We start from the raw sequence: 18,849 nt of genomic DNA on the forward strand, positions 1-18,849 counted from the left end.
CCGGGCATGCTAGGGCCAAAACCCGGCAAGACCATAGATGCCGTGGGCGTGAACCACCGAATCCGGGCGATGAGATAATGGTGGAATAATGCCTCCAGGCACTATAATCGTCGGCACATTGTGGTCTATGCCGGGACGGTTCATCGATCGCAATGGTCGATGGAACCTTGAGGGGCGGGTTCATGTGCGGGATTGCCGGGACGGTACGATGGGACGGCCGTGATGATGAGGCCGTTGCCGGGCTTATGAGCCGTGCACTGGCACATCGCGGTCCCGACGCGGACGGATTGGCCCGGCGTGGCCCTGCCGTCCTTGCCCACCGCCGGCTGTCGATCATCGACACCGGCTCCGCCGCCAACCAGCCCATGGATCTGCCCGAGGCGGGGCTGACCATCGTCTTCAACGGCGAGATCTATAATTTTGCCGTTCTGCGGACAGTGCTGGAAGGGCGAGGGCATCACTTCCAGACTCACAGCGACACCGAAGTCCTGCTCCACGCCTTTGCCGAGTGGGGAACCGGTTGCCTGGAGCGTCTGGTGGGGATGTTCGCCTTCGCGGTGTGGGATCAGAGGCGCCGGGTCCTGACCCTGGCACGGGATCGTCTGGGGAAAAAGCCACTGTTCTTTGCCCTGCGCGGGGAAGGCATCGCCTTCGCCTCGGAGCTGAAGGCCTTGCGGCTGCATCCTTTCGTGGACGGTTCCATCAGTTCCAGGGCCGTGTCGCAGTTTCTGTCGCTGGGATATGTGCTGGGGGATGCCTGTATTCTGGACGGCGTGGAAAAGCTTGGTCCGGGGGAAGTGCTGGAGGTGGGCGAAGCCCATGTGGAGCGCCGTTCATACTGGAATCTGGCGGCCCATTTCCAGGCCAAGCGCCGCTTTACCAGCCGGGACGCGGCCATGGACGAACTGGGCGAACTGATCGACACCGCCGTGCGGGACCGGATGGTGAGCGATGTCCCACTTGGGGCCTTTCTGAGCGGGGGGCTGGATTCGGCGATGGCGGTCGAGGCCATGGCGCGGAGCGGTCGCCTGGGCGGAATCGAAACCTTCACCATCGGCTTCAGCGAGCGCGGCTATAGCGAGGCGGCGGAGGCGCGGATTTCCGCCGATGCCCTGGGTGTGCGCAATCACGCCCATCACGTGGATGCGGCCATGGCGGGAATCCTGCCGGCCATGGTCCATGCCGCCGACGAACCCTTCGCCGATACCTCGATGATTCCGCTCTGGTTCCTGTCGGAATTCGCCAGACGCCACGTCACCGTCTGCCTGTCCGGCGACGGCGGGGACGAGGCTTTCGGCGGCTACGTCACCTATGCCGCCGACCGTATCCATCAGATGACCCGCTGGATTCCGGGCTGGGCCGCCGCCTCCGGGGGTAGGATTCTCGATGCCGTGGTGCCGGCTACCCACGCCAAGGTCGGCTGGGACTACAAGGCCCGGCAATTCCTGGCCGGCCATCCGCTTCCCTTTCCCCAGGCCCATTATTCCTGGCGAACCCTGTTCGAGGGAGACGCCAAGACGGCGCTGCTCCACCCTGACCGGCGGGCGGCGGTGTTGGCCTGCCGGCCTTTCGACAGCTTCGCCCGGCATTTCCAGGCGGTTGAGGGCTGCCATTACCTTGATCAGGCCATGTACGTGGACATCAAGACCTGGCTGGCTGACGACATCCTGGTCAAGGTCGACCGCATGACCATGGCCCATTCGCTGGAGGCACGGGCTCCGCTGCTCGACCACCGGGTGGTGGAGTTCGCCGCCGCCCTGCCCGTCGACTGGAAGCTGCGCGGGCTGACGACCAAGTATATCCTTAAGGAGGCTGCCCGCCGCCGCCTGCCGGCCCGGGTCATCGACCGCAGGAAGGCGGGATTTAATGCGCCCGTCGCCCACTGGCTGAACGGCGGATTGGCCGAACTGGCCCGCGGCGTCACCTTGGGCGGGCCGCTGCTGGAATGATGCGACCGGGCGGCGGTGGAACGACTGTGGCGCGAGCATGGCGAGCGTCGTGCAGACCACGGCTTCCGCCTGTTCGCGCTGACTTGCCTGGGCCTCTGGCTGGGCGAAGCCGATGGACTTGGGTCCGGCCTCGGCATATGATCGCCGCCGCTTTTGGGGCGGAGCCCCGCCTTGCAAACAGGGATCTCTGCATGATTTCCGTCGTCATACCGGCCTATAACGAAGAGGGTGCCATCGCCGATACGGTCGAACGTGTCCGCGCCATTCTGGCCGGCATGGAGAGGGGCGGCGAGGTGATCGTCGTCGATGACGGTTCCCTGGATGACACCGCCGCCCTGGCCGAGAAGGCGGGAGCTGTACTGGTGCGCAAGCCGCACAACGTGGGTTACGGCCATTCCCTGAAGCTCGGCATCAAGGCGGCCACCCACGACACCATCGTCATCGTGGATGCCGACGGCACCTATCCCATAGAGACTATCCCGGCGATGATTGAACGATATCGTCAGGGATTCGATCTGGTGGTCGCCGCCCGTACCGGCCCTCATTACCGCGAGTCGGCGCTCAAGCAGCCGTTGCGCCAATTGTTGAAATTCCTGGTGGAGTTCACTGCCGGGCGCACCATTCCCGACGTCAATTCCGGCCTGCGGGTGTTTTCCAAGGCGACGGTGACGTCCTATTTCCCGCATTTGTCCAACGGGTTCAGCTTCACCACGTCGCAGACCCTGGCCTACATGCTGTGCAGCAAGTATGTGAATTACATGCCGGCGGACTACCACAAGCGAGTGGGGGGCACCAAGGTCAGGCTGTTCCGCGATTCGCTGCGCACCCTGCAATACATCGTCCAGGCGATTCTGTTTTACAATCCGCTCAAGCTGTTTCTGGTTCTATGTGCGCTGACCGGGTTGCCCAGCCTGCTGCTGCTGGCGCTGAGCGCCGGGTTCGATGGTGAGACGGGCGTACTGATCGGTTTCCTGGGACTGATGACGACGGTGTTGATTTTCTGTTTCGGCCTGCTGGGTGAACTGCTCCGTCAGTTCCTGGTCGTGTCGAAGAACGAATGAAGGGCGTGCCGTGAGTTCCCTGCTGCGCGAGTTTCACCGTCGCCATTTCACCACGCGCCGGGCCGAGGTGCTGGCGGCCAGGATCGCCGCCCTGCTGCCACAGGGGGCGTCGGTCCTGGATGTCGGCTGTGGCAACGGCCTGGTGGAAAGCCTCATGCTGCGCCGGCGGCCTGATCTGTCGGCCCAGGGCGTCGATATCAGGATTCGACCCGAATGCCTGATTCCGGCACGGGAATATGACGGCAAGACCATTCCTCTGGCCGATGACAGCGTCGACTACGCCATGATCATCGACGTCCTGCATCATACCGACGACCCTGAGGTGTTGATGCGCGAAGCCTGCCGGGTGGCGCGCAAGGGTCTGGTGATCAAGGACCATCTCATCCACGGCTTGTTCGCCGAATCAACGCTCAAGCTGATGGATTGGGCGGGTAATGCGCCCTATGGCACGGTGCTGACCTACAATTTCTGGGCCGAGGAACAGTGGCGTGCCGCTTGGCTCCGCCTGGGGCTTCGGGTCACGGACTGGCAGGGGGCCCTTGGAATCTACGGCTGGCCGCTTACATTGATGTGTGACCGGTCGCTGCATTTTCTGGCCCGGTTGGACAAGGCGTCCTGATTGGCGGCCGCAGGAGTTGACCGTGTTTTTGCTTCAGATAGCGGCTATTTTTGGGCCAAAGGCGGCGGGTGTCGGCGCATTCCGCTGGACTGTGATACGCCCACCGGCCCTAAGGGGCCATGGCGCCAACGCCCGCCATCCGCATTGAGTCCAAATCTCATCACCCTCTAACGCCCCGGATCACCAGATGATGCCAATGAACCATGTGGCTCGCCCCACTCCCCAGCGGCTTTGGGACATCCCACGCACGCGGCCCATCCGCATCTTCTTCAGTACCGTGCCATACGATACGATGAAAATGGGGTACGGCATCAACACGAAGAAATCGAAGAAGAAGATTTACGGCTATACGCCCCCGTTGGGGCTGGGAATGCTGGCGAGGGTCGCCAAGGACTATGGTTGTGATGTGACCGTGAACGATGCCGGTCCTCTCGGTGATGATTTTGAAAGCCTGATTCGGAAAATTGTCGAATTCAAACCCGATATTGTCGGGTTCAGTGTTTTTACGGCCAACTTTGCCCAGGCCGTGGAATCCGTGCGGCTGGTTCGCGAGCATCCGGCTCTGCGCGACACCTTGGTGGTGATTGGCGGCCCCCATGTCTATACATTCCGCGAGAAGACGCTGGCCGACATTCCGGCCGACGTGGCGGTGTATGGCGAGGCCGAAGCCGACCTGATCGAGTTGCTGGAGTTTTACGACGGTACCCGCGCCTCCCTGGAAGAGGTAAACGGGCTTTTCTTCCGGTCGGAACAGGGGATCGTTCAAACCCAGGAAACCCACTCCTCCCGCTCCCTGGATCACTTCGGCTTCCCCGACTGGGATCAGTTCGATTTCTCGCTGTACCGGAACATTCCCGGCCAGATCCGGCGCTATCCCATGACCAGCATGGTGACGTCCCGAGGCTGTCCGTTCCGATGCAATTTCTGCTTCCAGGCCGGACGCTTCGCCGACAAGTACCGTCGCTATTCGCCTGAATTGGTGATCGACGAGATCCAGCGCCTGCAGTCCAGGTATGGAATCCGGGAAATTCAATTCTGGGACGATATCTTCTTCATCAACAAGAAATGGGTGGAGACCTTCTGCCGCCTGATCCAGGAAAAGAAGATTGATATCACCTGGTCGGGCTATGCGCGTGTCGACCTGATCTCGCCTGAGCTGTTGCGCATGGCCCGCGATTCAGGTTGCTGGAACATCTTCTACGGGTTCGAGACCGGAACGCAGGAGATGCTCGATTTCCTCGAAAAGAAGGCAACCCTCGAACAGGCGGTCAATGCCAGCCGATGGACGCGGGAAGCGGGGATCATCTCGCGCGGGTCGTTCATGCTGGGCTTGCCCAACGAGACCCCGGAACTGGGCGAGAAGACCATCGATTTCGCCATTCAGCTGGATCCGGATTACGCTAATTTCAACATCTTCTTTCCCGAACCCGGAACCGGTCTCTATGATTTGGCGGTCCAATCGGGGCGAATGCTGTCCGGTGAATACCTCGGTCGCTCCGTCCCCGTCTATCTGCCTGACGGCTACCAGTCCATCGACCAGATCCGTGATCTTCAAAAGAAAGCATTCCGGCGGTTTTATTTCAGGCCGTCCTATATCGCCAAGCGCATCAGCCGGATTCGCAGTTGGAGCGAGATCGGGCAATACGTGGACGGAGCGATGATGCTGCTGTCCATGAACAAGCCGAAGATCCCCTTTGCCTTTGCGACAGAGAGCTCCAAGACCGGCCAGAAGGGGCGGAATGTATTCTGACGTTGTTGATTCTGAGGGCTAGATTGATGAATTCCATGATCGGTCACGGGAAGTCACCCTATCTGATGTTGGGGGCGGGCCTTTGGGCTGCCTGGGTCCTCCTGGTCTCGTGGTACTATCCGGTCGGGGGCGACGAGCCGGGCTATTATTATTCCGCCCAGCAGATCGCCCTGGGCCGGTGGCCGGTCCTTGATTTCCTGATCCTGCAGGCACCTGGGTTCTACCTGCCCTATGCCCTGATCTCGAAATTCCTGTCGCCTTCCCTCGAAGCGGCCCGTCTGATCTCGGTGGCCTGCGTCATCCTGCTGGCGTGCATGTCCGGCTCCCTGGCAGCCCGCGCCTGGGGCCGCGCCTGGGGCGCCTTGGCCTTCGTCATGGTGGGGCTGTCGCATTTCATGTTCTATTGGAATGTCCAGGTCATTCACTTCCCCCTGGCCAATATGACGGCGCTGGCTGCCGTGTGGTGCATCCTGAGTCGCCGTCCTTCCCTGGCTGTCGCCCTGACCGCAGGCTTCATCACCGGCTGGATGGCCGATACCCGCCTGGTGCTCGGTCCGGTTGGCGGCGTCATCCTGTATCTGGCGCTCCGTCAGGGGAAGGCCGTGTACGGTGGCTGGGGCCCGGCCGCCAAGCGCATCGTGGCCCCCTTTATCCTGGCGGGTATTGTGGCCGGATTACCGCTCCTGGTTCTGCTGGTCGCGGATTTCCAGGCCACGCTGTTCAATCTGGTGGGCGCGCGCGCCCAGGCCGAGGTGGTGAATCGCTGGCAGGCGGATACCGCGCTGCAGGTGGTGCTGAATTTCCTCAGCATACGTTGGGAAACGCTGACGTCGTTCCTGGTGCGTGCGGACGGTTCGCCCAAGGCGTCCTTCGGCAACTGCATCGTCTTTGTTCCGCCTGTCCTGGCGGTGATCCTGGTGGCGAAGCAAAGGCGCCTGCGGGCCTGGTGGGCCGAGGTCAAGGTTGATTCCGTGGTGTCAGCCTCGGCCTGGATGGTTGCCGGAATTCTGGGCATTCACTTCGTCACGGTAGTGTCCGGCGGTTCCTACATCCAATCGATCTTTCCCTTTCTGGTCCTGATCTCGGTGGGGGCGCTGGCGCACGCCACAAGGGGCTCACCCTGCCCACGTCCGGCCAAGGTGGTTCTGGCCCTGGTATTGGCGGCTTACGGGCTTCACTTTTTCTTCTTCACGTTCTCCGCGCTGTTGCGTCGCAATGAACCCAGCGACGGGCGCCCCGTTACGGCGGCCCGGGTGGCCTGCTGGCTGGAACGCTATACCGATCCGGGTGAGTTGCTCATGAATACAGGGGTACTGCCGGTGGCCATGGCGGTGCGTCGCCTGCCGGTCGGTTTCGAGTACAATAACGGCATCGCCTGGATGTTCTGGCGCCTGCACCTGGACGAAGCCGTCGCGCGTCGCTACCACATTTTCAGGGGCGAGGATTTCGAGGCGCTGATGGAATCGGGTGAAATCCGCGTTCTGGTGGATGATGCGCATCTGGACACAGAACTGGTGGATGCGCCCCGCGTGCGGCCTCTGATCGCTCAGAACTACCGAACCCTGTGGAGTACGGGAGGGCCTTGGGCCTACGAGGTCAAGCTGCTGAAATCCGCCTGGCGCGACGATCTGCCCGTGGTGCGACCGGTGGCGGCAGGCGAAGTCACGCGGGCCAAGCTGGCGCGCAAGGGACAGGCCGAGGTGGTGCGTGCGACCGTCATGGATTTCGGCAATTCGCTGCGAGCCTTACCGGCCGACCTCGGCGATACCTGGGCGCGCCTGACGCATGCGCCGTATGAGAGGCGCTGTGCCTCGACCTTGCGCGACATGACCGGTCCCTAACCCGGGACCGCGCCAGGGTCTCATACCAGATCCCAGTGATCGGAACCGATCACTGGGATCGCCCTCATGCGCCGGGCGGGCGCGAGCGCCCTTGGCTGTCGCCGCACCGCACGCGCAGGCGTGCTGCCGAGGTATTTGCCGGCGAAGCCGGCGTCGGCGCGGCCCGTTGGGCCTAGCCATGTCCCAATGAGTCCATCTCATCGGGACATGGTCTCACCCGCTCATGGCCATGGCGTCGAGCACGATACTCCAATAGGGCCGCTCGGGCGAGCCGGGCCGCTTGACGTAGTCGCGCATGTACTGGCCATAGCGGCCACGGTCGAAGTCCAGCGCCCCGGACAGGTCCACCGAGGCCGGATCGTCGATGAAGCGGATGGGCTGGCCCAGGATGGCGGCGAAGGAGTCGAAATAGGGCTTCTGCTCCGGCGCTTCATAGCTGGTGCGGTGCGCCACCTGCATCACCGGCTTGCCGAAGATGATGGCGAAGGCGATGGCCGTGGAGCGATGCGCCAGAACCAGGCGCGACTGCGCCACCAGCCGGGCGGTGGCGTGCTTCAAGACGGTGCGGGTCCCGAACAGGCCGGGCTTGTCGTCGTATTCGGCGCGCGGGCAGGCGGCGATCACCACTTCGAGGCCCAATTCTGCCTCGATACGGTCGAAGATCTCGCGCAGGCGGGCGTAGTAATAATCCGGCGGGGTCGGATGGGTGCCGCCCCTTCCGATCACATCGGGATGGAACGGGTGGTATTCGTCCAAAAAGACGGCGATGGGCCGTTCGGGCTGGCCCATCTCGGGCAGGGCGGCCTCGTAATCCATGGCGTGGGCCCAGACCTCGCGGGTCTCGGGGCCGACGAAGCGGTTGGCAATCTTGCTCTTCTCGCCGCCATGGACCACCCAGGCTGCCTTGGGGATGCCGGCCCAGGTGGGATCGATGCGAGCGGCGAGAGAATGCAGCGGGCGGAACGTCTTGAGGCGTTGGACCAGGCCCGACCCCTCGCTGCCGCCATATCCTGGAAAGGCGTTGGACGAGATCACCATGTAGGGCTGCCCGGATTTGGCGATAGCGCGGTAGACCGGAATGGAGCGCGGGTCCAGCGCCCCGGTGCTGATCAGGCTGATGATGGCGTCGGCCTCGGACAGGGTTGGTGTCACGCGGGCCAGATCGCTCCAGCTGGACACCACGTCAAGGCGGAAGGGCAGGGATTCGCCGTAACACGACCGGTCGCGCGGCACCTCGGGAAAGGTCAGGCCCGACAACTCGATCACATGGACGTCGATCCCCTGGGCCAGCAGGGCGTCGATGCCGAAGCGCTGGCGGTTGCGGGGATTGGCCACATCCTCGATCAGATAGGTGATCTTCTTCACCACGTGGTGCGCCCGCCATCCATGGATACCACCGCCCCGGTCATGTAGGACGAGGCGTCCGAGCACAGGAACTGCACGGCGCCCCGGTATTCGTCGCGCCTGGCCATGCGGCCCAGGGGAATCAGGGCGGCCAGCTTGGCGACGAAGGCGTCGGGCTGGTCCACATGGACGCCGCCCGGCGCCAGGGCGTTGCAGCGCACCCCCTGCTCGGCCCAGTAGGTGGCGAGATAGCGGGTCAGGCCGATCAGCCCGTGCTTGACCACCGAATAGGTCACCGGCTTGACCGGCTGGCATTCGGGCGCCACGTCGTCCTTGCGGTAGAGCCGCTGGTCGGGGGCGATGATTCCTAGATCCGAGGCGATGTTGAGAATGACGCCGCCACCCTTCTCCGCCATGTGGCTGCCGATCAGACGGGCGCAGAGGAAGGCGCCGGTCAGGCCGACGGCGATGTCCAGATCCCAGGCGGCGCGGGGAAACACTTCCAGGCGCGAGCCGGGAATGCCGCCGGCATCGTTGACCTTGGGATTGTTGGCGGCGTTGTTGATCAGGATGTGAATGCCGCCGGTTCGCTCCAGGGTCAGGCGCACCGCCTCTTCCACCTTGGCCTCGTCGGTGATGTCGACGCCCAGGCCGAAGGCCGGGACGTCCCATTCCCTGGCGATGGCCTCGGCGGTTTCCTGGGCGCGGCCCTGATCCAGATCCCACAGCACCGGAACGGCGCCCAGCTCGGCCAGGGCGCAAGCGTGCTCGACGCCTAGCAGCCCGGCCCCGCCGGTGACGATGGCCGTGCGGCCCTTGAGGGAAAAGCGTTCCGGGATCATGGTTCCATTCCTTTGCGCACCTGGCGCAGCATTTCCGAGGCCAGGTCCTGTCCGGCCCGGCAGGCGGCCAGCGACGACAGCGGCTCGGCCCGGCGAGCCACGCAATCGAGGAAATGCGAAAGCTCGGCGAGGAACAGCTCGTTGCGGTCGAAATCGGGCAATTGCTCGGCCAGCGGCGGGCGGCCCGCCTCCTCGATGGTGATGGCAAGCTTGGGCAGTTCCATGGTCAGCCGGCCCTTGGAACCATTGACCACGAAGCGCCGGGCCGGCGGATTCTGCACGAAGGACAGGCTGACCGCCGCTGGGACACGGCGGCCCTCCACCTGGAATTCCATGATGGCGGCGACGCTGTCCTCCACATCGATGGCCCACTCGCCGGTGGTGCCGCCCACCGCGTGAATGTTGGAGGCCGGGCCGAACAGCCAGCCCAGCAGGTCGAGCTCGTGGATCTCGGTCATCACCACGCCGCCGCCCAGGGCGCGCTGGCCGGCATAGAACTCGCCCGGCTTCTCGTAGCCGTGCCAGGAGGGCATGTGGGAATGGACGGTGACTTCCAGCGACTGCACCCGCCCCACCCGTCCGGCGGCCAGCAGGGTGCGCAGGCGGGCCACCAGCGGGTTGAAGCGCTGCTGATAGGCCACCATCAGCGGCAGCCCGGCCTTGGCGGCGGCTTCTTCCAGGTGGGCATAGCCCTTCGAATCAGTGGCGGCGGGTTTTTCCACCATCACCGGCACGCCGGATTCCAGCAAAGCGAGGCAGTGCTCCACATGCAGGGCCGACGGCGTGGACACCACCGCCAGATCGGGCGCCCAGGCCAGGCCGGTGGCCAGATCGGGCAGGGCCGTGACCCGGTACTTGTCCATCACATCGACGCTCTCGTCGATGGTGAGGTCGTTGTTGATCTCGAAGGCGCGACCCTTGGTCCGCACCGCCCGGATCTCCGCCTCGGGGTGGAGGCGGCGCAGGTTGCGCAGGTGGCGCTGGCCGACGCCGCCCAGGCCCAGGAACAGCGCCCGCATCAGCCGCGCTTCTTGGTGACGTAGGAATTGAAGTCGGCCACTTTCCGGAACACCGGCTTGACCGGCTCGCCCTCGATCAGCGGACGCAGGGACTGGCCCGAATCCACCACCTTCCGGAACAGGCCCAACACCTCGTCATAGGCCTCCAGGGTGTATTCGATGTCGTCCATGGAATGCGACCAGCACAGCGCATGGTAGGCGGTCCACAGGATGCCGCGGCGGATCATCTCCTGCTGGAAGTAGGACTTCATCTCCAATTCGTCATAGCGGCCCTGGCCGGTGAACGAGATGATGGTGCGGCAGGGATAGCCGATGCAGGAGGTGAATTCCTCCAGCCCGTGGCTGGCGACCAGGGCGTTGTAGCCGTCCTTCAGCCGGGTGCCCACTGTCCACAGGTGATCGGGAACCTTTTCCCGCTTCAGCTTGGGAATGCAGGCCTTGGCGGCGGCCAGACCGATGCAGTCGCCGCCATAGGTGAAGGAGAAGAAGGTCTTCTCCAGCGCGAACATGTATTCTTTCTTGCCGACGATGGCCGACAGCGGAATGGCGTTGGAGATGGCCTTGGCGAAGGTGGCCAGATCGGGGGTGACGCCGGTCAGCGCCTGGGCGCCGCCGAAATGGAACCTGAAGCCGGTGATGATCTCGTCGAAGATCAGCAGCGCGCCGTAATGGTGCGCCATCTTCTTGACCTCGTGCAGGAAATTGTCCTTGGGCTCGAGGATGGTGAGCGGCTCCATGATGACGCAGGCCACCTGGCCGGGATGGGCCTTGAAGATGGCTTCCAGCGAATCCAGGTCGTTGTAGTTGAACGAGTGGCTGAGCTGCTTGGCGAATTCGGGAATGCCGGAATTCAGGTCGGTGTTGGCGATGTACCAGTCGTGCCAGCCGTGATAGCCGCAATAGGCCACATGCTCGCGCCCGGTCACGGCGCGGGCCACGCGCACCGCCACCGTGGTGGCGTCGGCGCCGTTCTTGCCGAAGCGGGCGGCTTCCGCGCAGGGAATGGCGTCGATCAGCTGTTCGGTGACGTCCACCTCCAGCTCGTTCATCAGCGAGAAGGTGGAGCCCAGCTCCAGCTGCTCCATCACCGCGGCATTCACGTCCGGGTCGGCATAGCCCAGGATGATGGGATGGCAGGCCATGATGTAGTCGAGATAGTCGTTGCCATCCACGTCCCACACGCGCGAGCCCTTGCCGCGGTGCAGGTATTTGGGCGCGAAGCCCTCGACGAACTGGGTGACGCCCTTGGAGAAGGTCTGGCTGCCGGCGGGCACCACCTTCTTGGCGCGCTCGTAGATCTCGTTGGAGCGGGTGATGACGGGCGTGCGGTGGATCATCGGTTCTTCTCCGCCTGGAAACGCTGCCAGCGCTCCAGGTCCTCAGGGGTGTCCACTTCGATCAGGTTGCGGGCGGTGGCTTCGCTCAGGAAGACCGGCATTGTCGCCGACCCCACCAGCTCGCTGTTCAGCTGGTCCAGGATGCCGGCCCGGAAGCAGCAGGTATAATGGTAGGTCATCCAGGCCGGCGGCATGTCCTGGCGGCGGAAGAGATCGTTCTCGATGTACTGGGTGAGGGTGCCGCCATCCCATTGCCAGCAGGAATAGGGATGGGTCTTGGCCGGGATGAAGCTCATCACGCTGCGGGTGCCGGGCGTTTCGGCCACGGCGCGGGCGGTGGCGAAATCCTCGGCGTTCTTATAGAGCACCGGCAGGTAGAACAGCCAGAGCACATCGTCGGGCTCCACCGCCATGGCGGGGATCAGATCCTCGAACATGGATTTGATGGACACCGCCGGCCCGGCCAGTGTGGCGGGGCGGTTACGGACCTCGTAGCCGCGTCCGCGCGCCTTGTCGGCCACCACCGGATCATCGGTGGAGACGATGGTGCGCCCGAACCAGCCCTCGGCATCGATGAAATTTGCGGTCGCGTCGAAAAACATGCGGTTCTTGCCGGGCAGGCCGACCGAGCCGGCACGGGCGGGAATGACGGCGATGTGGCGGGTCATGGTTTGGTGCCTCCGGGAACGGCCATCTTGGAGGCGGCGATCACGGCGCTCCTGGCGCGGTGGAGAATTTCCGGCGGGGTCGAGAACATATCGGTGATGCCGATCAGCTCGGCGGGCCGGCTTTCCTGCCAGTCCACCATCACCCGGCGGATGCGCAGGATGCCGCCATTGGCGATCACCCGGACGGAGCCGTCCGACAGCCGGCTCAACACGCGACCGGCGGCGTAGGGGTGCCAGATCTGGCCGTCCGGCTCGATCTCGGCGTCGAGGACCGCGACCTTGGTCTCGCCGATGAAGGTGAAGGCGCCGGGATAGGGTGGGCCGAAGGCGCGAATGAAGCGCTCCAGTGCCTCGATGGGCCACGACCAGTCAATGGCGCCGTTGGTCTCGGTGTGCAGGCGGGGCAGGTAGGTGGCCTGGTCCTCGTCCTGGGGCCGGGCGGGCAGGGGCTGGCCGGCCTCGGCGGCATCCAGGAAGTCCTCGATCAACTGAGCATAGACCCGGTTGGTGGCCGCCAGGAAGTGGTTGGGCAGGGGATAGGGGTGGTTCAGTTCGCCGGTGCGGGTGCTGAGTAGCAAGCCGGTGTCCACGCCCTCGTCGATCATGTGCAGGGTCGCCGACACCTCGTCGGAGCCGTTCATGATCCGCCAGGAGAAGGTGCCGCCGCCTCGCTCGAGCGGCAGACGCGACGGGTGCAGGTTGAAGACCAGCCCGCCAAAGGCGCGGATGAAATCGCCCCGGATGATGGAGCGGCAACTGCACGAAAAGGCGGCGGTGCAGCCCATGTCCGTGAGGCGGGCGATCAGGGCGCCATCGGTCAGTGTCTTGCTCTCGATGACCTCTACGCCCAATTCCGCCGCTACATCGAAGACATAGGAATAGACTTCCGGGTCGGTCAGCAATTGCCGGTCACGCTCATGGTCGGAGCGGGGATGGGTGACCACCACCGGGGCCGGAAAGCCGCGTTCGGTCAAGCGGCGCATCAGGGTGCACAGATGATGGCCATGGCCCAGCAGGGCCAGCTTCAGCTCGGACTTCGGCGGCAGGTGGATCTCGGTGGTCATCCCGCCTTCTCCCGCAGCCAGGCCAGTTGGCGACCGAACACCTCGAGGCCTTCATCATCGCGGAAGGCCTGCATGATGACGGGGCCGGAAAAGCCCGCTTGCCGCATCAGGTCCAGCACCAGGGGGATGTCGGCATTGCCGCTGCCCAGGTCCACCGAACCGCCGCTCAGCACCCTATCCTTGATGTGGACATCGGAAATCCGGGGGCCATAGGCCGCCCATTCGGCGCGCGGGTCATAGCCCCAGGATGCCGAATTGCCGATGTCGTAATTGACGGTGACGCGAGGCGACGGCAGGCGGGCCAGCAATCCGGCAAAGCGGATTGGGTCGAGATCGGTTTCCAGCGACAGGTTGATGCCCAGGGCTTCGGCCTTGGGCAGGATTCGGGTGAGCGCCGCCACCAGGGAATCTTCCTGGTCGGCATCCTCCAGGCGGGAATGATCGACGCAGGGAATGACGATGTCGCCGATCCCCAATTCGCCGGCGCGGTCCAGCAGGAGGTCCAGGCAGGCGGCGGCTTCGTCCCGGCGCTCGCCCCGGTGCAGCGGTGCCTCCATGAAGTAATCGGCGCAGATGGAAGCCACCCGCACGCCGCTGGATTCCATGGCGGCGCGCAAGGATTCGAGACCGCCTTCGGCCAGCAGGGGATTCTCGGCGGCATCCTCGTAATCGAGGATGAACTCGATCAGCTCCAGCCCGAAGCGGGCGGCCACCGGGAACTCGTCGGCCCAGTATCCCTTGGGATGCGCCTGGTAGCGGCCCTTGTACTTGGGCAAGAGCCGCCCTTCCATGACACCCAGGCGCCAGGGACCCAGCATGGTTAGACCTACAGTCCCATGGCGGCGGGGGTGGGCTTCAGCTTCTCGAGGATCTTGGCCTCGGCCTCGCTGACCTTCTTGACGCCGTCGCCCATGGCGGTCTCGACGGCACGGACCATCTTGACCAGCTTCTCCAGGCCGACCAGTTCCACCGAGGCGGCCTGGTCCGAGCCGTACATGGCGCGATCCAGCGTGATGTGGCGCTCGAGAGACGTAATCCCCATGGCGGCGGCGCCCACGGACACGGCCAGGCCGGTCTCGTGGCCGGAATAGCCCACGCCGCAGCCGTAGCGGGCGCGCAGCGTCTCGATGCACTTGAGGTTGGCGTCGGCCACCGCCATGGGATAGGTGCTGACGCAGTGCATCAGCTCATAGGGGCACTTGGCGGCCTTGAAGATTTCGACCACCGTGTCGATGTGCTCGAGCGAGTGCATGCCGGTGGAGATGAAGGTATGCTTGCCTTCCTCGGCGATCAGCTTCAAGAGCGGGAAGTTGCCCAGCATGGCCGAGGCCACCTTGTTGTACTTGCCGTCGAACTGGCGCAGGAACTTCTGGGCCTCCACGTCCCAGGCCGAGGCGAACCACTCGATGCCCAGCTGCTTGCAGTAGCGGTCGATCTCCTTGTATTCGGCGACACCGAATTCCAGGCCTTCCTTTTGCTGGCGCTGGGTGGTGCCCCAGGGGCTTTCGCGGGGCGAATCCAGCAATTCCTGGGAATAGACCAGATCGAGGGTGCGCTTCTGGAATTTGACGGCGTCGGCGCCGAACCTGTGGGCACCCTCGATCAGCTTCTTGGCGATGTCGAGGTCGCCGTTATGGTTGATGCCGATCTCGGCGATGATGAAAATGGACATGGGTGTCAGGCTCCTGCGGCGCAGAGGTAGTTTTCGACGAAATCGCGGATGACCCCTTCGCCACCCCGCGCTCGGGTAACGAAGACGGCCAGGGAAAGGATGGTGGGGTGGGCGTCGGCGGGGGCGATGGGCTGCCCTACCAGCCGCATGGCGGAAAGGTCGTTCAAGTCGTTGCCGATGAACACGGTATGGGCGGCATCGAAGCCGTTTTCGGCGAGATGGCGGGCCAGGACCTCGCTCTTCTCCTCCAGACCCTGGAGCACCGGAATCTGCAGTTTGCGGGCGCGCGCCGCCACCACCGGATTGGTCTCGGTGGACAGGATGATCTGGGGAATGCCCAGCTTGCGAAGGGCCGCCACCGCCATGCCGTCGGCGCGGTTGACCAGCACGGCCTCATGCCCGGTCTCGTCCACCAGCACGCGGTTGTCGGTCATCACGCCGTCGAAATCGTAGCAGACCAGATCGATGCGGCGGTTCGGGGTCCAGCCGAAGGTGGGGGAGACGGTCATGGCTCAGCGCCCCTTGCGCAACGGGACCATGGCCGGGCTGTCCAGTCCCTCCAGGCTGGCGGTTTCCTCGACCAGCTTGCGCAGCGAGCGGTAGCTGCCCTCGTTCTGGGTTCTGGAGACGAATCCCAGCTTGACGGCCAGCCATTCGCGCAACAGGCGCCAGGTCGGGCCGAGCCCGGATTCCCCCGCCACCTTGAGCAGTACGAGGAGCGGCAGGAAACGGCGCAGCCGGTAGGCGAGCTCCGGGTAGCAGATGACCGCCAGCCCCAGGTTGCGCTTGCGCAGCAGGCCGAACAGCGACGGCAGTTCGGGCGCCTCGCCCTCCAGTTCCATGGCGTCCTGGGTGCCGTGCAGCGAATCCACGGCCAGGCTGCGCTCCACCAGCTGCTTCGGATTGGCGAAGTAGCCGTCGATGGGGCGTTTGCGCTGGCGCTTGAAATAGTTGGTGTCGCCCAGCAGGACCTTACGGTAATGCTCCAGGCCGTACTTGGCCACGTAGGCGTGATTGACCTCGATAGTCACCAGGCTGCGCCATGTGCGCGCGGTCAGGACCGGCTGGTCGGTGAAATTCAGCGTCGAGGTCTCGTCATGGGCGTCGCGGTCGGAAATCTGCGACAGATAGCGCTCCTCGCCCTCCAGGCCGGCGGCAATCATTCCATGGCTGCGGGCGAAGTCGTAGAGCGGCGTGCCGGGCAGCGCCTGGGCATAATTGATGGACAGGTCGTTGGGGTTCTGGTGCGGCGCCAGGGTCATGGCGAACTTGCAGAACTCGATGGTCTCGCGGATGGTCTGGGTGGTCTCACCCGGCATGCCGACGACCAGCTGCACCACGGTGTAGAGACCGGCCTGCACGGTCCACTCCATGGCGTTGTAGTTGTCGGCCAGCTTGACCTTCTTCTCCATGACCTGGAGCATCTTCTCGCTGCCGGTCTCCATGCCGTACATCAGCGTGACGCAGCCGGCATCGCGCATCATGGAGATCAGCTCGGGATTGACACAGTTCACCCGCATGCCGGACACGCGCCACAGCATGTCCAGCGGCTTGATCTTGGCGCAGAACTCGGCCAGCCAGCGTTTATCGGTGCCGAAATTCTCGTCACCCACCACGAAGAAGCCGACGTCGTGATGCGCCTTGAGTTCCGTCAGGCGCGCCACCAGCAGGTCGACGGGAATGTAGCGGATGCCCTTGTCGAAGCGATGGCAGAAGGTGCAACGCGCCACGCAACCCTTGGAACAGCGGATGGTGGCCAATTTCTTGCCTCGGCGGTGTGGCTGGGAGGCACGGGGCTCGCGGGTCAGCCAGAATTCCTCCTCGCCGTCGCACAGGGGATCGTAGACGTAGATGTCGAGAGTGCCGGCACCCTCCAGGTCGGACCAGCAGATGTCGAAGATCTGGCTGGCCGGCAGCGAGGGCGGATACCCCGTGTTGACCAGCTGGCCATCCTTGTTCAGGTAGACTAGGCCGGGAATATCCGTGTAATCGGCGGGATCGATGGTGCTCTCGGCGCGGCGAACCACCTCCAGGAAGCATTCCTCGCCCTCGCCGGTGGCGCACATGTCCACGCGCGAGCGGCGCAGCAGCACCTCGGCGCTGGCCGCCAGGTTGCCGCCCACCACGATCAGGCAATGGGGCAGGGCGGCCTTGACCGCGTCGGCCAGGCGCCTGGTATAGCTGAAGGCGGTGGAAACCACGGCACTGATGCCCAGAACGCGGGGGTTCTGAGCCACGATGTGGCGAACCGCCTCGTCGAAATCGGGGCGCAGGGCGTCGATGTGGTAGAAACCCACATCCTCGATGCCCTTCTTGCGCAGGTAGTTGAGGATCGCAAGGCTGCCGAAGGGCGGCGTGCTGGTCGGCCTTGGCCGGATCGGGGTGGTGACGATCAAGGCCTTCATTGGGGGCACGCCCTGACCGCGTCACGGGGCAGATCGACCCGGACCTCTCCCTGCATCATGTTCATCAGCACCACGACTCTCTCGCTGTCTGTCAATTTCAGGAGGGTTCCGATCTGGTCGGCCAGGGGGCCGTCGATGACACGCACCTGCTCGCCCGGCTGCGGGGTGGGCGGCATCCCGTCCACGATCAGCCCGCCGACCTCGCGCGAGCGGATGGCTTCGATCACCTCTTCAGGCACCGGCAGGGGCGTCTCGCCCTGACAGACCAGATGGCTGACCCCGATGGTGGAGCGGATGGCCCGCCAGCGGCTGCTCTCGCTGTCCATGGAGACGAACAGATAGCGGGGGAACAGCGGGCGCAGAACTTTTTCCTCCCGTCCGGCGTGCCGGCGGGTGCGGCTGAAATGCGGGCAATAGGAGGTGAAGCCCTGGCGCCCGAGATGGGTTTCGGCATTCCGTTCGGCATTGGGCTTGGTGTAGACCACGTACCAGCTCATGAGGGGCCATCCTCGGGGCTTGCGCCGCGGTTCACGTGCAGGACGTGAAGCGTGAAGATCCGCTGCTCGGGGAAGGTCCGCCGCGCCAGTTCATAGGCCGCCTGGGTCTCCGGCATGGCGGTGATCAGCACCGCGTCCACCGGCGGCAGTTCCCCGAAATTCCGCGCCACCGGAGCGCCGCAATCACCGGCGATGCCGTTTTCATCCAGGATGGCCACCACCTTGATGCCGGCGGCATGGGACACCAGTTCCGCCACGTCGGCCAGATCGCCCCCACCCACCAGGGCGATGCGGGTCCAGCCGTTCTCCTTGCACTTGGCGAAGGCCTCCAGGCATTGCAGCCGGGCATATTTCAGCAGCTTGAACGATTGCGACAGGTATTCCGCGGTCAGGCGGCCCTTCTCGCTGAGGCCCTGGGGTGTCAGGTAGTAGCAATAGCGCCGGGCCGGAGCCTGGGTGACCTTGATCAGCCCCTTCTTCAAGCAGCGCTTGAGATAGGAATTGACCAGCCCCAGGGCCACGTCCAGCTGGCTGGCGATGGAGCGCTGGGTCAGCTGGGAATCGCCGTGGACCGCCGTCAGGAGCCCCAGCATGATCTGGGAATCCTGGTCGAAGCGGGAGGCCAGAACCTCGTTGGTGTTGCCTGAATCGCGCATGGGGTTCACGGCCCAAGCTTCTAGCGCGTTCACCCGATGAACGTCAAGCGATCCCGCCATTGCTGACCGACGGATTGAGGGGCTATAACCCTTCACCAAATCATTTGCCAGGATACGATCAAGCC

At 64.3% G+C, this 18,849-nt stretch carries 17 protein-coding genes; 5 read left to right on the forward strand and 12 right to left on the reverse strand.

All coding sequences use genetic code 11. The annotated features are described in order from the left end of the window. The first annotated feature begins 245 nt into the window (after window positions 1-245). The 5 genes from asnB (at window position 246) to H261_RS13805 (ending at window position 7,220) form a co-directional block, all read left to right on the forward strand. Complete coding sequence (gene asnB / locus H261_RS13785; RefSeq protein ID WP_008618585.1) at window positions 246-1,949, forward strand: asparagine synthase (glutamine-hydrolyzing); 1,704 nt, start codon at window positions 246-248, stop codon at window positions 1,947-1,949. Window positions 1,950-2,140: 191 nt separating this feature from the next. Beyond that, on the forward strand, window positions 2,141-3,010 hold the full coding sequence (locus H261_RS13790) for a glycosyltransferase family 2 protein (RefSeq protein ID WP_008618587.1): 870 nt from the start codon (window positions 2,141-2,143) through the stop codon (window positions 3,008-3,010). A 10-nt stretch (window positions 3,011-3,020) separates the two neighbouring features. Continuing rightward, a complete protein-coding gene (locus tag H261_RS13795; RefSeq protein WP_008618588.1) occupies window positions 3,021-3,629 on the forward strand; it encodes a class I SAM-dependent methyltransferase in 609 nt (202 codons plus the stop codon). Window positions 3,630-3,816: 187 nt separating this feature from the next. After that, window positions 3,817-5,379: a B12-binding domain-containing radical SAM protein gene (locus H261_RS13800; RefSeq protein WP_081608949.1), complete on the forward strand. Its 1,563-nt coding sequence runs from the start codon at window positions 3,817-3,819 to the stop codon at window positions 5,377-5,379. Between the two features lie 26 nt (window positions 5,380-5,405). Beyond that, on the forward strand, window positions 5,406-7,220 hold the full coding sequence (locus tag H261_RS13805; protein ID WP_008618590.1) for an ArnT family glycosyltransferase: 1,815 nt from the start codon (window positions 5,406-5,408) through the stop codon (window positions 7,218-7,220). 213 nt (window positions 7,221-7,433) lie between these two features. Here H261_RS13805 and H261_RS13810 read toward each other — a convergent pair whose 3' ends face one another. From H261_RS13810 to H261_RS13865, 12 genes are read right to left on the reverse strand one after another with little or no spacing between them, the layout of a single operon-like run. Beyond that, window positions 7,434-8,588: a hypothetical protein gene (locus H261_RS13810; protein ID WP_008618591.1), complete on the reverse strand. Its 1,155-nt coding sequence runs from the start codon at window positions 8,586-8,588 to the stop codon at window positions 7,434-7,436. After that, complete coding sequence (locus tag H261_RS13815) at window positions 8,582-9,406, reverse strand: SDR family oxidoreductase (protein WP_008618592.1); 825 nt, start codon at window positions 9,404-9,406, stop codon at window positions 8,582-8,584. The genes H261_RS13810 and H261_RS13815 overlap by 7 nt, the downstream gene beginning before the upstream one ends. Then, complete coding sequence (locus tag H261_RS13820; protein ID WP_008618593.1) at window positions 9,403-10,425, reverse strand: Gfo/Idh/MocA family protein; 1,023 nt, start codon at window positions 10,423-10,425, stop codon at window positions 9,403-9,405. Before H261_RS13820 ends, H261_RS13815 begins: the two co-directional genes overlap by 4 nt. Further along, complete coding sequence (locus H261_RS13825) at window positions 10,425-11,762, reverse strand: aminotransferase class III-fold pyridoxal phosphate-dependent enzyme (protein WP_008618594.1); 1,338 nt, start codon at window positions 11,760-11,762, stop codon at window positions 10,425-10,427. Before H261_RS13825 ends, H261_RS13820 begins: the two co-directional genes overlap by 1 nt. Beyond that, on the reverse strand, window positions 11,759-12,430 hold the full coding sequence (locus H261_RS13830; protein WP_008618595.1) for a glycosyltransferase family protein: 672 nt from the start codon (window positions 12,428-12,430) through the stop codon (window positions 11,759-11,761). The genes H261_RS13825 and H261_RS13830 overlap by 4 nt, the downstream gene beginning before the upstream one ends. Then, complete coding sequence (locus H261_RS13835; protein WP_008618598.1) at window positions 12,427-13,494, reverse strand: methionyl-tRNA formyltransferase; 1,068 nt, start codon at window positions 13,492-13,494, stop codon at window positions 12,427-12,429. Before H261_RS13835 ends, H261_RS13830 begins: the two co-directional genes overlap by 4 nt. Beyond that, window positions 13,491-14,312, reverse strand: a complete 822-nt coding sequence (locus H261_RS13840; protein ID WP_008618606.1) for a sugar phosphate isomerase/epimerase family protein — start codon at window positions 14,310-14,312, stop codon at window positions 13,491-13,493. Before H261_RS13840 ends, H261_RS13835 begins: the two co-directional genes overlap by 4 nt. Before the next feature lie 8 nt (window positions 14,313-14,320). Next, on the reverse strand, window positions 14,321-15,166 hold the full coding sequence (locus H261_RS13845; RefSeq protein WP_008618607.1) for an N-acetylneuraminate synthase family protein: 846 nt from the start codon (window positions 15,164-15,166) through the stop codon (window positions 14,321-14,323). Window positions 15,167-15,171: 5 nt separating this feature from the next. Then, complete coding sequence (locus H261_RS13850) at window positions 15,172-15,675, reverse strand: KdsC family phosphatase (RefSeq protein ID WP_008618608.1); 504 nt, start codon at window positions 15,673-15,675, stop codon at window positions 15,172-15,174. Between the two features lie 3 nt (window positions 15,676-15,678). Then, a complete protein-coding gene (locus tag H261_RS13855) occupies window positions 15,679-17,571 on the reverse strand; it encodes a B12-binding domain-containing radical SAM protein (protein WP_008618609.1) in 1,893 nt (630 codons plus the stop codon). Further along, the gene (gene nusG, locus H261_RS13860; RefSeq protein ID WP_008618610.1) at window positions 17,568-18,068 is read right to left on the reverse strand and encodes a transcription termination/antitermination protein NusG; all 501 of its coding nucleotides are present in this window, start codon (window positions 18,066-18,068) and stop codon (window positions 17,568-17,570) included. The genes H261_RS13855 and nusG overlap by 4 nt, the downstream gene beginning before the upstream one ends. Beyond that, on the reverse strand, window positions 18,065-18,724 hold the full coding sequence (locus H261_RS13865) for a winged helix-turn-helix transcriptional regulator (RefSeq protein WP_008618625.1): 660 nt from the start codon (window positions 18,722-18,724) through the stop codon (window positions 18,065-18,067). Before H261_RS13865 ends, nusG begins: the two co-directional genes overlap by 4 nt. Between the last annotated feature and the right edge of the window lie 125 nt (window positions 18,725-18,849).

The organism is Paramagnetospirillum caucaseum (assembly GCF_000342045.1).
GTDB classification, from domain to species: Bacteria; Pseudomonadota; Alphaproteobacteria; order Rhodospirillales; family Magnetospirillaceae; genus Phaeospirillum; species Phaeospirillum caucaseum.